This window comes from Vibrio ulleungensis (assembly GCF_016900875.1).
In the GTDB taxonomy this organism is placed as follows: Bacteria; Pseudomonadota; Gammaproteobacteria; order Enterobacterales; family Vibrionaceae; genus Vibrio; species Vibrio ulleungensis.
The window spans coordinates 296,496-312,348 of record NZ_JAFEUM010000004.1; the positions used below are offsets into that span (position 1 = coordinate 296,496).

Annotated in this window: 16 protein-coding genes; 10 read left to right on the forward strand and 6 right to left on the reverse strand. The window is 45.5% G+C overall.

The window, feature by feature from the left end:
* Positions 1-78 precede the first annotated feature (78 nt).
* The 3 genes from JQC93_RS12190 to JQC93_RS12200 are packed head-to-tail and all read right to left on the reverse strand — an operon-like array spanning position 79 to position 3,846.
* Positions 79-1,863, reverse strand: a complete 1,785-nt coding sequence (locus JQC93_RS12190; RefSeq protein WP_205158719.1) for an ABC transporter ATP-binding protein — start codon at positions 1,861-1,863, stop codon at positions 79-81.
* Positions 1,857-3,620, reverse strand: coding sequence for an ABC transporter ATP-binding protein (locus JQC93_RS12195; protein WP_205158720.1), 1,764 nt, complete (start codon positions 3,618-3,620; stop codon positions 1,857-1,859). Before JQC93_RS12195 ends, JQC93_RS12190 begins: the two co-directional genes overlap by 7 nt.
* Positions 3,607-3,846, reverse strand: coding sequence for a hypothetical protein (locus JQC93_RS12200; protein WP_205158721.1), 240 nt, complete (start codon positions 3,844-3,846; stop codon positions 3,607-3,609). The genes JQC93_RS12195 and JQC93_RS12200 overlap by 14 nt, the downstream gene beginning before the upstream one ends.
* Positions 3,847-4,045: 199 nt before the next feature.
* On the opposite strand from JQC93_RS12200, the gene JQC93_RS12205 reads away from it, so the two are divergent.
* Positions 4,046-4,954 (forward strand): DMT family transporter, encoded by a 909-nt coding sequence (locus tag JQC93_RS12205; RefSeq protein WP_205158722.1) that lies wholly within the window; start codon positions 4,046-4,048, stop codon positions 4,952-4,954.
* Positions 4,955-4,996: 42 nt separating this feature from the next.
* Here JQC93_RS12205 and JQC93_RS12210 read toward each other — a convergent pair whose 3' ends face one another.
* The 3 genes from JQC93_RS12210 to JQC93_RS12220 form a co-directional block, all read right to left on the reverse strand.
* Positions 4,997-5,341, reverse strand: a complete 345-nt coding sequence (locus tag JQC93_RS12210; protein WP_205158723.1) for a DUF5329 family protein — start codon at positions 5,339-5,341, stop codon at positions 4,997-4,999.
* 129 nt (positions 5,342-5,470) lie between these two features.
* On the reverse strand, positions 5,471-6,871 hold the full coding sequence (locus tag JQC93_RS12215; protein ID WP_205158724.1) for an MATE family efflux transporter: 1,401 nt from the start codon (positions 6,869-6,871) through the stop codon (positions 5,471-5,473).
* Between the two features lie 135 nt (positions 6,872-7,006).
* On the reverse strand, positions 7,007-7,237 hold the full coding sequence (locus JQC93_RS12220) for a DUF2798 domain-containing protein (RefSeq protein ID WP_205158725.1): 231 nt from the start codon (positions 7,235-7,237) through the stop codon (positions 7,007-7,009).
* A 231-nt stretch (positions 7,238-7,468) separates the two neighbouring features.
* On the opposite strand from JQC93_RS12220, the gene JQC93_RS12225 reads away from it, so the two are divergent.
* The 9 genes from JQC93_RS12225 to JQC93_RS12265 all read left to right on the forward strand — a co-directional run bounded on the left by JQC93_RS12225 (position 7,469) and on the right by JQC93_RS12265 (position 15,771).
* A complete protein-coding gene (locus JQC93_RS12225; RefSeq protein ID WP_205158726.1) occupies positions 7,469-8,605 on the forward strand; it encodes an ATP-grasp domain-containing protein in 1,137 nt (378 codons plus the stop codon).
* A gap of 9 nt (positions 8,606-8,614) precedes the next feature.
* Positions 8,615-10,414, forward strand: coding sequence for a lysophospholipid acyltransferase family protein (locus JQC93_RS12230; RefSeq protein ID WP_205158727.1), 1,800 nt, complete (start codon positions 8,615-8,617; stop codon positions 10,412-10,414).
* On the forward strand, positions 10,398-10,916 hold the full coding sequence (locus JQC93_RS12235) for a hypothetical protein (protein WP_205158728.1): 519 nt from the start codon (positions 10,398-10,400) through the stop codon (positions 10,914-10,916). Before JQC93_RS12230 ends, JQC93_RS12235 begins: the two co-directional genes overlap by 17 nt.
* A gap of 47 nt (positions 10,917-10,963) precedes the next feature.
* Complete coding sequence (locus JQC93_RS12240; RefSeq protein ID WP_205158729.1) at positions 10,964-11,677, forward strand: NRDE family protein; 714 nt, start codon at positions 10,964-10,966, stop codon at positions 11,675-11,677.
* A 15-nt stretch (positions 11,678-11,692) separates the two neighbouring features.
* Positions 11,693-12,142 carry a YHS domain-containing (seleno)protein gene (locus JQC93_RS12245; RefSeq protein ID WP_205158730.1) on the forward strand — a complete coding sequence of 150 codons (450 nt, stop codon included), beginning with the start codon at positions 11,693-11,695 and terminating at the stop codon, positions 12,140-12,142.
* The gene (locus JQC93_RS12250; RefSeq protein ID WP_205158731.1) at positions 12,142-12,522 is read left to right on the forward strand and encodes a hypothetical protein; all 381 of its coding nucleotides are present in this window, start codon (positions 12,142-12,144) and stop codon (positions 12,520-12,522) included. The genes JQC93_RS12245 and JQC93_RS12250 overlap by 1 nt, the downstream gene beginning before the upstream one ends.
* A gap of 171 nt (positions 12,523-12,693) precedes the next feature.
* On the forward strand, positions 12,694-14,058 hold the full coding sequence (locus tag JQC93_RS12255; protein ID WP_205158732.1) for a DNA-3-methyladenine glycosylase 2 family protein: 1,365 nt from the start codon (positions 12,694-12,696) through the stop codon (positions 14,056-14,058).
* Positions 14,055-14,531, forward strand: coding sequence for a methylated-DNA--[protein]-cysteine S-methyltransferase (locus JQC93_RS12260; protein WP_205158733.1), 477 nt, complete (start codon positions 14,055-14,057; stop codon positions 14,529-14,531). Before JQC93_RS12255 ends, JQC93_RS12260 begins: the two co-directional genes overlap by 4 nt.
* A 358-nt stretch (positions 14,532-14,889) precedes the next feature.
* Positions 14,890-15,771: an NAD(P)-dependent oxidoreductase gene (locus tag JQC93_RS12265; protein WP_205158734.1), complete on the forward strand. Its 882-nt coding sequence runs from the start codon at positions 14,890-14,892 to the stop codon at positions 15,769-15,771.
* The last annotated feature ends 82 nt before the right edge of the window (positions 15,772-15,853 follow it).

The following is a 15,853-nucleotide window of genomic DNA, read 5'->3' on the forward strand; positions in this document are numbered from 1 at the left end:
ACAGCATTAGGTCATGTACTTGATGTAAAAAATGCCTCGCAGATAGAGGCATTTTTGTTGCCATATCAGTCAACGTGATTAACTCGCAACGGCCTCACGAGTCGACTCATTATCCATCGATTCATTCAGTAAACCTGCATATACTCCACTGGTTTCTAGTAGCTGCTCATGATTGCCACGTTCGACTATTTCGCCTTGTTCCAGTACTAAAATTTCATCGGAATGTCGCACCGTACTCAAGCGGTGAGCAATCGCAATAATGGTTTTCTCTTCAAACAATCGCTGCATCGCTTTTTGGATCAAGTCTTCGGTGATCGAGTCCACCGAGCTAGTCGCTTCATCCAGCATCATGACTTGCCCGCCTTGTGCAACAGCTCGAGCAAATGAGATCAACTGAGTCTGTCCCACAGATAAGTTACCACCGTTTTTGTCTAGCACGTTTTCATAATTATTGGGCAGCTGATCAATAAACTTATCCGCGTAAACATAGCGCGCAGCTTGGATCACTTGCTCTCTTGAGATAGTCGATTTACCCAATGCGATATTGAACTCCACACTTTCTTCAAACAGGTGAACGTCTTGCATCATCAACGAAAACAAGTGGCTTGAATCCTCTATCGACAGTTGAGATAACTCGATGCCATTGAGCAATATATTGCCCTCATAGTTTTGATAGGTTTTCGATATCAGACGCAAAATGGTTGACTTACCCGATCCCGTCGAGCCCACCAACGCAATTTGATGACCTTTCTTGAGCGTAAAAGAGACGTTCTTGAGCACATACGGCGAATCGTCACTGTAGCGGAAGCTGACGTTTCGAAATTCCAAACTACTAAAGTCTTTCAGCGATGGCTCTACTTCCTTCGACGGCAACAATGTTCGGCCTTCTTCTTCAAGCGGTTCGGTAAAGAGCTCCTCTATGTGGTCAAATGCGGCAAATGAGCTTTGAATTGACGCGATTTGTGACGTAAAGTCACGAATAGGCACGAACACTTTTTCTAGCGTGTTGATAAACGCAATCAGCACACCTAGGGTTAATGCCTCTTGCAACACTTGTCCGCTGCCGTACCAGATCATCAGTGCCATGGTGATAGAGGTAATACCAGAAATAAACGCGAATAGAATGGCGTCATATTTGTTGGCCTTTTTTTGAGCTCTTAAAAACTCATCGGTAAAGCCTTTGTATTTTGTTTCCACTTCCTGTTCGGCGCGGTACAACTGCACGGTTTTTACCCCAAGTAGCGCCTCTTGTAAGTAGCCAATTCCCCGTGCGAGTGCCGAGCGAGTAATTTGATACGTCGCACGAAGTCGATTCCGAATGAACATGGTGAGGTACATTACGGGAGGCATGATAATCAGCACAATAAGAGTGAGCTTCCAGTCGATAAATGCCATCATGATCAGCAACGCAATGGTATTCAGCGAGTCTTTAACCAGCCCCACTATCGACTGCACAAACGAATCACCAATGGTTTCTAAATCGCTGGTGAGTCGCGACAAGGTGACCCCTGTAGGGGTATTATCAAAATAGCTTCGCGGCAGTTTGAGTACCCTTTCAAACAGCACTGCGCGCATATCGGTAATGGTAAATTGCCCTGTTTTCCTCAAGTTATATGAGTAGATGCTGTCGACTATATAGTTTGCAACCAATACCAGCAGTAAATAGACAATATGTTTGAGCAGCCCATCCATATTTCCTTGTGCCAAATGCACATCGATCACCTGAATGATCAGCCAAGGAAACAGCAAGCTCGTGGCGATCGAAAGAGGCAGCATCGCAATGCCAAGTGCAGCCGAGCGCTGATATTTCTTAGCAAATTGAAAGAAGTGTTTTAAGTACTTAACGTCAACGCCTTTTAACATGCTTGCGCCTCCGTCTCATTTTGCTGCAACTGCCAAGTTTCTAAATAGTAGGGACAGGTTTTTAGCAGTGTTGGATGATTACCTTTTGCCAATACTTTGCCTTCTTTGAGTACGATAATCTCGTCCATATACTCAAGCGCATTAACTCGATGAGACACCACCAGCACCGACTGTGTTTTCAATCGGCCAAACAGCCCCTCTAAAATCTTTCGCTCGGTTTCGTAGTCCACAGCCGACAGCACATTATCCATGATGATAAGATCCGCTGGCTTTAATAATGCTCGTGCTATGCTTAAGCGCTGTTTTTGACCGCCCGACAGCATGATGCCTTTTTCACCCACTAAAGTCTGATCGCCACTTTCGAAGCGTTCCACATCAGCGGCTAATTGACTCAGTTGCAGTACCTCATCAACCTGTGCCTTAGCAATATCCATATCTTTACTGCCAAAGCGGATATTGTCTTCTATAGTGGCAGAAAACAGATAGGGGTCTTGTGTGACCGTTTTAATGTATCGGCGTAAATCGCTGCGCGAAAACTCCGTTACATCCTGATCGTCAAGAAAAACGCTCCCCTTAGGAAGATCTAAGTGATGGTTGAGACAGTTAACCAAGGTGGTTTTTCCCGCACCGATACTGCCTAAAACACCCACTTTCTTGCCAGGGGGGATGTCAAAACTGATATCGTCCAAACTGGGGGCTTCATCACCCGGGTACTGATAGCTCAAGTGACGGACAGACACTGTCTTGCCTTTTAACCGTTCCACTTCCGCTAACGGCAACTGAGCGACATCGCGCGGTGGTACTTCTGCGTTTAACACAGTTTGAACGCTTTGGATCCCAACCATACCTCGCTGATATATTGTCGCAATACGACCAAGCTGCATTAAAGGCATAGCCAACAATACCGAATAGGTAAGAAAAGCCGTGATTTCTCCAAGTGTTAGCTCCTGGTTCATCAACATATAGCCGCCTAACCCTAGGATCAGTACTTTCATCAGGTTATTCGAGTAATCCAGAACCGGCATTATGAACACTTGGATACGAGTAATTTTCATGCGGCAAGTAAGCAGCAACTGATTGAGTTTTTCTACCTCAGCCAATACCCATGTCGACATCTGCTGGCTTTTAATCAAATCGATCCCAGATAGGTAGCTCATCAATTGCGCCGAAAGATCCTGAAGTCTTCGCATGTGCTCCAAATGAAGATCTTTCATTCTCACAAAACCAATTCGAAACACAATAAAGCCTAACGCAATTGGGATCACCGAATACATGGTCAGCTCAGGAGAGATGCGCCACATCCAAATAGGCGTTAAGGACAGAGCCAAAACAGCGTTAAAAAACTGCAAAAAACCTGTGCCAAACAGCAACCTCACTCCTACCAAATCATTGTTGATAATCGAGATAAGTTTGCCCGAGGCAAATCGCTGATGAAAACTATTGGGCAAGCGATTAAGTTTATACATTAAATCGTTTTTCAGCGCCGCTTCAGTGATCCGCCCAGGGTTAAGTGCGTAAATGCGTGACAATATGCGGATCCCGATCATCAACACCGACATCACAACCACAATTGCAACGTAGTTTTTTAGCTGTTCGTGCCCAGCAACTGACGCGTCGTCAATCAAATCAATCGCTAGTTGTATATAGCGCGGGATTTCGACTTGCAGCCAGTTCACTAAAAAAATAAAGATTATCGCGAGTACATACGACTTACGATTCAGTTTGAGATAACGAAGAATAAATTCAGTTTTGGTCATGAGACTCACTGCTGTTCGATAGTTTGGCATCTTGTGGGTCGATGCCGTAGAAGGCTTTACAGGCTTCGATGATGGACTGGCGAGGATCGCCAAAAGACTCTAATTCATCGAGTAACCATTCAGGTAGACGGACTGGACGGGTTTTTATCCCTGGTTTACGTCCACAACCAGGGCGTGGACCGCCACGAGCACAACAACGAGCCCTGTTGTCTTTTTTATCGTCCATGATGTACCCAATTTGGAGAGATTTGAATAGTGTACACTTTTCAAAGCGACTTGGCACTTATAACTGTATTAAGACTCACTTGCTGTCGGTTAAGCCGCTATTCTTGCTATTGTATTGAAATAACTATATTTGATGTGTTACCTAACCCGCACTACCGTTATGATGGTTCAATTAATCAGCGCAAAAACTAGAGATACACATGCAAACGAATTTCCATGACACCATGAGTACAAAAATATGGTTGATGCTGATCGGTCTGTCGATTCTATGGGGTGGTTCGTTCTTTTTTGTTGGTGTTGCAGTCAATGATCTTCCACCGCTTGTGATTGTCACCTTGCGAGTCGGTATTGCCGCTATGACATTATGGGTAGTTGCCTATGCTATGGGGCTCCGTGCTCCAAGCTCATTTAGGGTTTGGGGTGCTTTTTTTGCCATGGGACTGCTTAACAATGTCATGCCATTTCTGTTGATAGTATGGGGCCAAACCCAAATTGCCTCTGGACTTGCGTCCATTCTTAACGCCTCTACGCCCATTTTCACTGTTGTTGTAGCCAGCTTCCTATTATCAGACGAGCGACCCACCCCAATGAAGCTAGTAGGCGCACTGATAGGGTTTGTTGGGGTCACGCTTATGATTGGTCTCCCTGCGCTTCTGGGAGGTGGGAGTTTGCTGGCTCAATTAGCCATCATTGGCGCCGCTATCTCTTACGCCTTTGCTGGAGTGTATGGACGACGTTTTAAAGCCATGGGAATTAAGCCCATTGTGTTAGCTGCTGGACAGGTGACTGCGTCGACATTAGTACTGCTGCCGATTGCGCTCACCATTGATGGCACAAACTCTTTGTATACGGCGAGTGTCGAATCCTGGGCGGCGATTATCGGTCTGGCCGTGGTTTCAACCGCGTTAGCCTATGTGCTCTATTTCAAAATACTAGAGTTGGCGGGTGCCACTAACGTTCTGTTAGTCACCTTGTTGGTGCCAGTTTCCGCAATCTTATTGGGATGGCTATTTTTGGATGAATCGCTCGAAAGTGTACACTTCTTAGGCATGCTCATAATTGCACTTGGCCTCTCAGTAATCGATGGGCGTCTATGGAAAAGAGGCTAATTGACTAGGCTAAGTTTTGCCGCTTAGTGTAAACCGACGTCGTTATTGAGCTTGCTCTCTATAACGTGAAAGCTCCGTCAGCAGCCACTCACTACTGTTGATCGTCGGCTGACCTTCACAATGCACTTTATAATGCTTACGACTCATCAAGCTTTTGGTGGCCGAGTACTCAATGAAGTCTTCCGCTGTTTTGATGTCGTCGGCATAGTAATCGGCTTTTTTCATGATGTGCTCAGTTGCTTCAACGCCATTATGCATATCGCCATTTCGTTCGTATTGGCATTGGGTATTATTAACAAACTCAAGCAGATGATCGATTTCATCCTGTGTATCAGCTAATACACTTACCGATACCAATAAGCTAAAAAGCGCAATAAGTCTTTTCATACTCGATTCACTCCAAAAGTCGTACCTGTTAAACAAAAAAGTGCACCATGCCGCAATGCTAGCCAATATACCTTACTTTCTGCCCAAACAACCTTGAGACCTTACCAATTACGACAATAGTGCAATCGACTACGCCAAGCGTTGTTTTGCTGTGGCATCGGATTTCTTAGCGTTTTCGTCGTCGATCGCTCGCTGAGGTTGATGTCGGATGAAAAAGCCAAGTGCGAGTGCAAAAGTGAGCACTTCACCTATGGGTAGTGCGAGTACAAAACGCGTGTCGTCAAACATCACATACAGCAGAACGAGAAGTGATGCTGGGAAAATCAAGCTACGGCATAACGATACCACCCCCGACTGGAATGGCAGGTGAATAGCGGTTAGATAACCTGATATGGTCATATTAGCCCCGGCAAAAATGAAGATTGGCCAAACGTAATAGACAAATTCGATAGCGATGGCCACGGTTTTATCGGCCCCTTCGGCATCCACAAACAGATAAATTAATGACTCGTTAAACAGCAGTAATATTGCGATAAAAAACATACTGAGTAAACTTGTCATCGAAAATGTGATGGCTAAAAATTGCTTTAAACGCTGCGTGTTTTGCGCACCAAAATTTTGGCTAAGCATCACCTGCGCGGTATCTGAAATAGAGAAGTAGATCATGAACCCAATCATCAGCAAATAATTGAGCACAGTGATGGCCGCAACGCCATCCACTCCGGCGCGGTGAATCAACATCAGGTTAAAAATAAACGCAATGATCCCGCCTGAGATTTCATTGATGAATTCCGATAGACCGTTGTAGGCAGCTTTAAACACTTCAGACCAATTCTTCTGCCGTAACGAAAAGCGCAACTTACGTTTGCGGCTCAAAAAGTAGGTCAGCAATGTGAGTAGTGGCAGTAACTGTGATAAACCCGTTGCCCATGCAGCACCGCTTAATCCCCAGCCAAATACGCCGATAAATAGATAGTCGAGTACCATATTGACTACTGACCCCATCACTAACGCCGTTGCCGCTAGTGAGGGAAAACCGTCAAGTCGAACAAAAAAGTACAATACGATAGTGACCAACTGAGCGAGTAAAAATGGCATGATCACTCGATAGTAATCGCTCATTAGTGGTATGAGTTCGTCAGTAGCGCCAAGCAAACCAAATAAGGATGATTCAAACACTAAACCCAGTACAATAATGACGATGGCGTAACCAATTACTGCGATCAATGTTTTACTGAATATGCCAGATGCCGCTGCCGTGTTTTTCTCTCCGAGGTATTTGCCACCACGTACTGAGCCACCAATCGACAGCATTAATCCAACGCCAAAGAGCACCGACAATATAGGAATGATCAGGTTTACCGCAGCCAACGCGGTAACACCGACATAGTTACCAATAAAGATACCATCTACGATAGAGGCTGAACTCATCGCGAGCATCCCTATGATTGACGGCAAAAGGTATTTCAAGAATGTGCTGAGGATAGGTCCGTCTAACGCTTTATTGTCTTGGTCTTGTGTAGCTTCCATGTACGACTCTGGCTTAAAAAAATGCCCAGCGACCTTAACAAGAAACGGGTTGGAACACTACTCAACTTTTAAACTCTAAAGAGAATCTACGCGCCACTTAAATCCACTTTTGAAGTAAATAGTTGCGGTCGTTGATTATGATTCAACACTACAAATGCGTTGAGCAATAAGATTAATGCGCTTTGCAAACAAAAAGATAAAGGTAAAAGCTATTGGCCATGCGACGACAAATGCCGCTCCCCATCGCGCTGGAAAATTGGCGTCGATTCCAGTGTTAACGGCTGTGACGACCGCGGTCATAAGCGTCACCATCAGCACAGACATTAAAAATGGACCTACAACGGGAAGTAATCTTTTGGGTAACATGCTGATTCCTACTTTAGCTATTTTGAACTTAATTTAGCACTTACTAATATACAGTGCAAGCCGTTAATTATCATGGATTAACCTAACCGAAATCTATAGTCCAACCCCTCTCACCAGGTTCCTCACATTAATTGTCATGATTTTTTTGCGTATTTGTGAAAGATTCTGCAAGCCGTCTAGGTCTGATTAAAGTATACGACGATAAAACAACTACTTAATCACTGGAAAATTATGTCTGATCACGGATTGAATAAAGACGCACTTCCCCAAACTAGCTATACCACGCCAGGGATGCCGACGCTTAAAGCAAGCACAAAGAAAGTCAGTTTTTTCGAGTTTTGGCCTACTTGGTTAGTGTACATTCCCGTTGGAATTCAATGGCTACTGCTGTCCCTTCGATACCGCTCGTTAACACTACCTTTGCTGGCTAACCCTAGATTGCCACTGTCTGGGATGGTTGGCGTCGGAAAAAGCCAGCTGCTGAGCCAAGCTCAAGGCAAATGCAAACAAGCTATTTTGCCTTGGTTTACTCATACTAAAACCACCGCAACTATAGACGAACAAGTCACTCAAATTGAAGCAAGCTTTGCTCAGATTAACACCCACTATCCCGTCGTCGCTAAACCCGATATTGGCTGTCGTGGTATTGGCGTTAAGTTAGTCCACAATAGCGAGCAGCTAAATGGGGTTTTGCAACACTACCCACGCGACGCCAATGTAATGATCCAGTCGTTAAGTCAATACGAACCAGAAGCGGGCGTGTTTTATGTCAGAGATCCTCAAGCGCCGAAGGGCCGAATCATTTCTCTCGCGTTAAAATATACCCCCTTTGTTGTCGGTGACGGCCGCTCTACCCTAGGTGAGCTGATCCAAGCTGATGCACGAGCAAGCCAACTTACCCATTTATACAGCACACGGCACCAAGCAAACTGGGATCGCGTGATTGAACAAGACAAACCCTTCAAATTGGTATTTTCGGCATCCCATTCAAAGGGCGCTATTTTTACCAACGCCAATCACCTTATCACTGACGAGCTGCAATCTTCTCTTAATGAAATCATGAGCGATTTGCCCGAGTTCCATTACGGCCGTTTGGACGTAAAATTCAAAGATATTGAGCATCTGCAGCAAGGAAAAACTATAGAAATTATAGAGATAAACAGTGCCAGCAGCGAATCACTGCATATATGGGATAGCAGCACTCCATTTTTAGAAGCGATGCGTGCATTACTGTTTCAATATCGCCTTCTATTTGCGTTCGGTAATACCCAAAGAAAGCGTGGCCACAAGCCACCAGGAGTTCGAGCATTGTTAACCCATTGGCAAAAAGAGCGTGCGCTAAGCCGTTTATACCCACTCACGGATTGAGGAAATGTTATGAGTCACTCACAAGCCCTACAGCAATCGCACAGTCCTTTTCAGCTCAACCTAAGCTCGCGTTTTATCGCTAAAGGCATTGAAAAACTGCTTGGATTGGAAGCGTTAGAATATCATTATCAAAACCGCCCAACACCGCTTAGCGACAAAGCAGAGAATACCCAGCAGTTTCTTCGCTATACCATGGATACCTTAGGGTTTAGTCTCCAGCTAGACAATCCAGAGCAGCTAGCGAGCATCCCTAAAGAAGGCGCTTGCATCATGGTAAGTAACCACCCACTTGGCGGTCTTGAAGGGGTGGCGATGAGTGAGCAACTGCTTAAAGTAAGGCCAGACCTAAAAGTACTCACTAACCAAATGCTGAAATCTATACCTGAACTTTCAGATCTGTTTATTGGAGTAGACGTCTTAGCAAGTGATGCCAGAAAAGCCAACAGCAAAGGCATGCGCGAGCTATGTCGCCACTTAAGTAAAGGTGGCGCTGTGTTGATTTACCCATCGGGAATGGTTTCCGCCCCAAGCTGGAGCAACAGGCAAATCACCGACAGAGCTTGGTCTGATATCGTTGGACGTTTGGCGCGTCGTTACAAATGCCCTTGTGTTCCCTTTTATGTGGATGGACGCAACAGTAACTTTTTTTATGCAGCGGGTCTTATTCACCCACGCTTACGCACTGCATTATTGGCTAAACAGCTGATCAACAAACAAGGCAAAACATTTCATTACCGATGCGGCAATGTGATCACCGCTCAAGAGCTCGATGGCCTAAGCGATCACCAAGCCATTACCCACTATTTACGTATGACCAGTGAGTTTTTGGCACCGCAACACAGCAAAAAGCACCATTACCAAAAGCACGCAGAGCTTCAACCCATTGCATCACTGCCAAGTCACACCCAGCAACTTGAAAAGCATTTAGAAGGCTTATCGGGCTATCGTCTTGTGCAGTTTAAAGAATTTAGCTGCTACTGTACGCCTTACAATGAGCTTGGACCGATAATGACCGAAATCGCTCAAGCGCGAGAGGTTACATTTCGCGCAGCTGGAGAAGGTACGGGCAATAGTGAAGACAGCGATCAATTTGATCCCCACTATCTGCACCTTTTCGTCTGGGATCATCAGGCAGGTAAAATTGTCGGAGGCTATCGCATTGGGCGCTGCGACGAAATCATTGCTGAGCATGGAATCTCGGCACTCTATAGTCGTTCGCTATACCACTATGAAGAGAGCTACTTGAAAAAGTTGGGTAACGCGTTAGAAATTGGGCGCTCATTTGTTGTCCCAAGTTATCAGCGCCATCCACGTGCCTTGGATCTGCTTTGGAAAGGGATTGGTGCCTATGTCGCGCAAAACCCTACATATCACACACTATTTGGTAGCGTGAGTATATCGCAAGAACATAGCACATTAGCCCGCGCCTTTATCTCCGATTCGATGATGTCCGCCTATCGCGCTGAGCAAGAATTTCTCGCCGATATTCGCCCTGTGAGCCCCCTAAAAGTGAAAGGGAAAGTATGGAGCGCGGAAATTCTGTCGTCGCTGGGCAACATAGCGGTGATCAATAAACTTGTAGGACATTGCGATGCAGGAAAATCAGTGCCGATATTACTACGACACTATTTGAGCCTTAACGGTCGCTTTGTCTGCTTTAGTGTAAACAAAAATTTTAACGATGCTCTAGACGGACTTATTTTAGTGGACTTACGTAAGACCCCTAGTAAGTACCTTAAACGCTACCTAGGAGAGAAAGGTAGTCAGGAATTTCTTAACCAATGGACTGAACATGAAGACGCTGCGTAATTCGACGAACGATGCATTAAAACAAGTGAAACAGCTGATCCTCGCGTTTGAGGGGTCAGAGCAAAGCAATCTCTATAATGTCCCACCTGACAATGTTATGTCGGGCGTGGGCAAGCATGTGAGACATATTTTGGACCACTTTTTGGCGTTTCAACAAGGTCTTATCAGCGGATGCGTAGACTACAATGTTAGACACCGAGACGGACGTCTAGAAGACGATCCACAACTCGCACTTGCCTTGCTTGACGATATTTCTGATTGGCTTGAACACGCCAGCATCACGGACCGTGCCATTGACGTTGAAAGTGAGATTTCGGTAAGCGACAGCATTAATCAACATTTTCGCTCTAGCATCAGCCGAGAACTGTGTTATTTAATTAATCACACTATCCACCACGTTGCCTACGCCAAACTACTGACGGCTCAGCACGGTGTGACCATCGATGATGGATTGGGCATAGCGCCAAGTACCGCGACATACCTTAGGGGGCAACAAGCATAGTGTGTACCGTTAGCTTTATGCGCACTGGCTCAACTCGGATCATCACAATGAATCGAGATGAGGCACGCTCACGTCACGAAGGCGATTTTCAACAACTGACCCACAGCCAGCCACACCGCCTTTTTCCAACAGATAGCCTTGCCGGTGGGACATGGTTTGGCGCCAATCAAAAAGGGTTGGTATTGGCGCTACTAAATCGTTATCAAGCAAGTAACCCGAATGGCCATAAAAGTCGCGGGTTACTTATCCCCCACTTCTTGAACACTTGGTTATCAGCGTCACAAATAGCAGAACTGGATGCTCGAGCACTGCATGACTATAACCCATTTGATCTTATTGCTAGTGATAACCAGCAGACTTGGCAACTGAGTTGGGATGGCATCGACGTGAGGCTCAAGCAACACACAGAATCCCATTTCTCTTTTAGTTCCAGTGCGCTCAACACGAACCAAGTGCTCGATTATCGACAATCACTGTTTAAAGATTGGCAGCAGAAACTGCCTAGATCAATGGCCCCATCCGAACTAGCACAGTCGGTGCTCCGTGACTTTCATCTTCAACAGACTCCAAGCGCTGAAACGCAATCGGTACTGATGGATCGTCACGAAGCACACACCAAAAGTATTTGTCAGGCAAGAGTAACCGACACGGCAACACGTTTGCAGTATTTTGACGAGTCGACTGTTACGCGCTTTCGTAATCAAAAATTATTGAAAGAAAACCCAATATCACACGGTCTGGTATTTGAAGTGACATCATGAAATAAAGGAAGAACTATGACCCAGTCAATACAACGTTTTCTATTGCTACTATGCAGCGTGCTGCTATCTACTGGCGTTTTTGCTAAAGACGCAATCTCAACCTCATGGACCAACGATCTCGCGGTCAGTGGCTATGACACAGTGGCTTACCACACTCAACAGAAAGCGGTTGAAGGGGGTAAGGCGTATCAAACACAGTGGCAAGGAGCTACATGGCAATTTAGCAGCGCAGACAATCTCGAACTGTTCCTCAAAGAGCCTGAAAAATACGCCCCACAATACGGCGGCTATTGCGCCTGGGCAGTGTCACAAGGTAAAACCGCCAGCAGTGACCCGACGCAGTTTGAGATCGTCAATGGCAAGCTGTATTTGAACTACAATAAATCGATTCAAAAGAAATGGTTGGCGGATCGCGATGCGTTGATTGTTAAAGCCGATCAAAACTGGCCAGCTGTCATCAAGTAATGCTCCATAACTTAATCAAAACACTGCTTCAACCTGTCCCAAGTGCTAGCCTAGCGGCGCTTGGGTATGGTGGATGGGCATTCTGGGTTCAAGACTCTCAAGCCTTGACCGAGTCACTAAGTGCGGCGATGGTCCAAGGAAGTTTCGCCTTTTTGTCGACACTTTTTCTTGGGCAACTGGCAAGTTGGCTGTTTGTGCGTTTTCAATCAAAGCTCGTTGTTTTCATTGGTTGCTCACTATTGCTATGCACGGTTCCTAGTCTTCTTCATACCTTTAACCAAAGCCAGCAAATTCTCTTCGCTATCCTTCCGGGCCTTATCGTTGGCCACCTTTATTTGTGCAGTCTTTTGTGGTTCAAGCTTGATACTCACGCTACCTAATTGACAGCCACATTCAAAGATTAACCTGTCTTTGAGTTAAGAGTCATTTCACTTACATGCTAACGCCAGTGAGAACCAAAACTCATTTTTACGTACAGTTCCGAAAATGGCTAGTGGCAGGGGAGATATAACGTATTATGGGTACCAAGTACTCAACAACGTTGCATCACAATGACTGACAATATAGTTCACTACAATGCTGACCAATTTAAACAAGCTCGGCTGGCACGAGACAAACGTTTCGACGGTCGATTTTTTGTAGCAGTAAAAACCACGCACATATTTTGCCGTCCTATTTGTCCAGCAACGCTTCCTAAAGAAGAAAATGTCGAATACTTTATTGACCGCGCGCAAGCTGTACAGGCGGGCTACCGCCCTTGCCTCCGCTGTCGCCCAGACAGTGCTCCCCATTCCAATGCATGGAATGGGACCGAAACCACATTGTCACGTGCAGTATCATTGATCCAACAAGGTATTTTGCACACCCATTCTCTGACTCAACTATCGGACAAACTCGGGATCAGTGATAGGTACCTAAGACAGCTTTTCGACCACTACTTGGGAATGTCTCCAAAGCAATATGCGCTAAACCATCAATTGCTCTTTGCCAAACAACTGCTGCATAGCAGCAACCTGTCGGTAACCGACATTGGTTACGCCAGTGGATTTAACAGTATTCGCCGATTCAATGATGCGTTTAAAAAGACCCTTAAACTCACCCCGTCTGAGCTAAGAAGAACCCCTCATTCGCATTTGGTTAGATCTATCTTGATTCCGTTTCAAGGCACTCTAAATTGGTCACACATGATGGATTTCTACCGATTACGAGTCATAAGCGGTATAGAGTCAGTCGAAAACGACATTTATGCAAGGCATTGCCAGTTGGGCGAAAGCAACGTCTTTTTCAAGCTCAGTCCCTACGATAATAAGCATATACAGATGCAGTTCGAGCTAGACGATATAAGTCAGCTTCAACAATTGGTGAATAAAGTGCGGCAAATGTTCGATCTAGATGCCAACACCTCTGTGATTGAAGACCACTTAAGACATATAGACCCAGACTTAGTCCAAACAACAGGCCTACGCATTCCCGGTGTCTGGAGCCAATGGGAGGCTGGTGTTAGAGCGATTTTGGGGCAGCAGGTCTCGGTTAAAGGGGCCATCACCCAACTCAATCGGTTTATCGCTGGCTTTTCCCAACAAAACAAACCGCTGCAGTTTCCCACGCCTCTTCAAGTCGCAAAAAGTGACCTTAACTTTATGCGCTTACCACAAGCGCGAAAAGACACGCTGGTTCGCTTAGCGCAGTTTCTTGTTGAAGCGCCCGATGCACCAGTGAAATCTTGGTTGGAGATAAAAGGAATCGGCCCTTGGACTGTCAACTACGCCACTCTGCGAAGCCAAAGTGACCCCGATTGTTATTTGGAAGGCGACCTTATTGTCAAAAAAGTCAGTCAGCGTTTTCCAAACCTCAATGGAAAAACAGCCTCACCCTGGGGCAGCTATGCCACATTTCATTTATGGAACTTAGCATGAAATACTACAAAACGACTTCATCCCCTCTTGGTAACATCACTCTTCAATGTACCGATATTGGGATCACAGGGGCGTGGTTTGAGACCCATACCACCCAACCTGACGATTTAGGCAAACTCAATGAAGAGCATCCACACCTCATTCTCGCTTCAAAGCAGTTAAAGCAGTATTTTGCGGGTGAGCGTACTCACTTTGAGATCCCATTTGATTTGGCTGGAACGGCATTTCAAGCCAGTGTTTGGAAAGCACTAACCACCATTCCGTATGGCGAAACCTGGAGTTATAAACAGTTAGCCAATGCCATAGATAACCCTGCTGCAATTCGAGCTGTTGGAACCGCCAATGGCAGAAACCCAATTTCAGTCTTTATACCGTGCCACCGAGTGATCGCCGCTGACGGTAAACTTGCTGGGTATGCGGGAGGTATCGAGCGTAAGAAGTTCTTATTAGAACTTGAATCCTCACACCGTTAGTCCAACAACTTTCATCCGTTTATACGGGTTAATTTGCCTAAAACCCCTCTTTCTAGGTCAATTGTACTATGAATGGGCTAATCACGCTGATTGATTTAGCCTGTTCATTACCGCATTACTCTGCCAGATAGTTAAAACACCAACTACAGTATTAGGCACGCTATCGCGTTTATGAAATAAGACTCAATTGAACGTTGAAACATATATGTTTGTCGATGATGGTCACTCTACTAAGATGCTAAGTTGGTTAAAACACGATCAAGCGCAAATTTCGAGTCATTTTAAGATTGCCAAATCCAAAACAAGATGTATACTCTTGGGCATATAGTAATACAATATGATATTTCAGGAGCAAACAATGACTAAACCAGTAATTGGTTTCATCGGCCTGGGCCTTATGGGCGGCAACATGGTTGAAAACCTACAGAAGCGTGGCTACCACGTAAACGTAATGGACCTAAGCGCTGAGGCTGTTGCTCGCGTTACTGATCGTGGTAATGCTACTGCGTTCACTTCAGCAAAAGAACTTGCTGCAGCTAGTGACATCGTTCAATTCTGTCTAACAACTTCTGCAGTTGTAGAAAAAATCGTTTACGGTGAAGACGGCGTTCTTGCTGGTATTAAAGAAGGCGCAGTTCTTGTTGACTTCGGTACTTCTATCCCAGCTTCAACTAAGAAAATTGGTGCAGACCTAGCAGCTAAAGGCGCTGGTATGATCGATGCTCCTCTTGGCCGTACTCCTGCTCACGCTAAAGATGGTCTTCTAAACATCATGGCTGCTGGCGACCAAGCGACTTTCGATAAAGTTAAGCCTGTTCTTGACGAGCAAGGCGAAAACGTATTCTACCTCGGTGCGCTGGGTTCAGGTCACGTTACTAAGCTAGTAAACAACTTCATGGGTATGACTACTGTTGCGACTATGTCTCAAGCATTTGCTGTTGCTAAGCTTGCTGGCGTAGATGGCCAACAACTGTTTGACATCATGTCTGCAGGCCCATCAAACTCTCCGTTCATGCAGTTCTGTAAGTTCTACGCTGTAGACGGCGAAGAAAAACTAGGCTTCTCTGTTGCTAACGCAAACAAAGACCTTGGTTACTTCCTTGCTCTTTGTGAAGAGCTAGGTACTGAGTCTCTAATTGCTCAAGGTACTTCTCAAAGCCTACAAGCTGCAGTTGATGCAGGTCTTGGCCAAAACGACGTACCAGTAATCTTTGACTACTTCACAGGTCTAAAGAAGTAATCTAAAAGATTAGTAAAAGCCCCGCTGTCATCAAGTTTACTTGTGTGACAGCGGGGCTTTTTGCTATGTACTCTATACAGGA

Bases quoted from the DNA above. Each gene is read 5' to 3' on its own strand.
- JQC93_RS12220 (WP_205158725.1), bottom strand. From the start codon at position 7,237: ATGTTACCCAAAAGATTACTTCCCGTTGTAGGTCCATTTTTAATGTCT.
- JQC93_RS12200 (WP_205158721.1), bottom strand. From the start codon at position 3,846: ATGGACGATAAAAAAGACAACAGGGCTCGTTGTTGTGCTCGTGGCGGT.
- JQC93_RS12265 (WP_205158734.1), top strand. From the start codon at position 14,890: ATGACTAAACCAGTAATTGGTTTCATCGGCCTGGGCCTTATGGGCGGC.
- JQC93_RS12240 (WP_205158729.1), top strand. From the start codon at position 10,964: ATGAATCGAGATGAGGCACGCTCACGTCACGAAGGCGATTTTCAACAA.
- JQC93_RS12210 (WP_205158723.1), bottom strand. From the start codon at position 5,341: ATGAAAAGACTTATTGCGCTTTTTAGCTTATTGGTATCGGTAAGTGTA.
- JQC93_RS12235 (WP_205158728.1), top strand. From the start codon at position 10,398: ATGAAGACGCTGCGTAATTCGACGAACGATGCATTAAAACAAGTGAAA.
- JQC93_RS12230 (WP_205158727.1), top strand. From the start codon at position 8,615: ATGAGTCACTCACAAGCCCTACAGCAATCGCACAGTCCTTTTCAGCTC.
- JQC93_RS12245 (WP_205158730.1), top strand. From the start codon at position 11,693: ATGACCCAGTCAATACAACGTTTTCTATTGCTACTATGCAGCGTGCTG.
- JQC93_RS12195 (WP_205158720.1), bottom strand. From the start codon at position 3,620: ATGACCAAAACTGAATTTATTCTTCGTTATCTCAAACTGAATCGTAAG.
- JQC93_RS12255 (WP_205158732.1), top strand. From the start codon at position 12,694: ATGACTGACAATATAGTTCACTACAATGCTGACCAATTTAAACAAGCT.
- JQC93_RS12225 (WP_205158726.1), top strand. From the start codon at position 7,469: ATGTCTGATCACGGATTGAATAAAGACGCACTTCCCCAAACTAGCTAT.
- JQC93_RS12260 (WP_205158733.1), top strand. From the start codon at position 14,055: ATGAAATACTACAAAACGACTTCATCCCCTCTTGGTAACATCACTCTT.
- JQC93_RS12190 (WP_205158719.1), bottom strand. From the start codon at position 1,863: ATGTTAAAAGGCGTTGACGTTAAGTACTTAAAACACTTCTTTCAATTT.
- JQC93_RS12205 (WP_205158722.1), top strand. From the start codon at position 4,046: ATGCAAACGAATTTCCATGACACCATGAGTACAAAAATATGGTTGATG.
- JQC93_RS12215 (WP_205158724.1), bottom strand. From the start codon at position 6,871: ATGGAAGCTACACAAGACCAAGACAATAAAGCGTTAGACGGACCTATC.
- JQC93_RS12250 (WP_205158731.1), top strand. From the start codon at position 12,142: ATGCTCCATAACTTAATCAAAACACTGCTTCAACCTGTCCCAAGTGCT.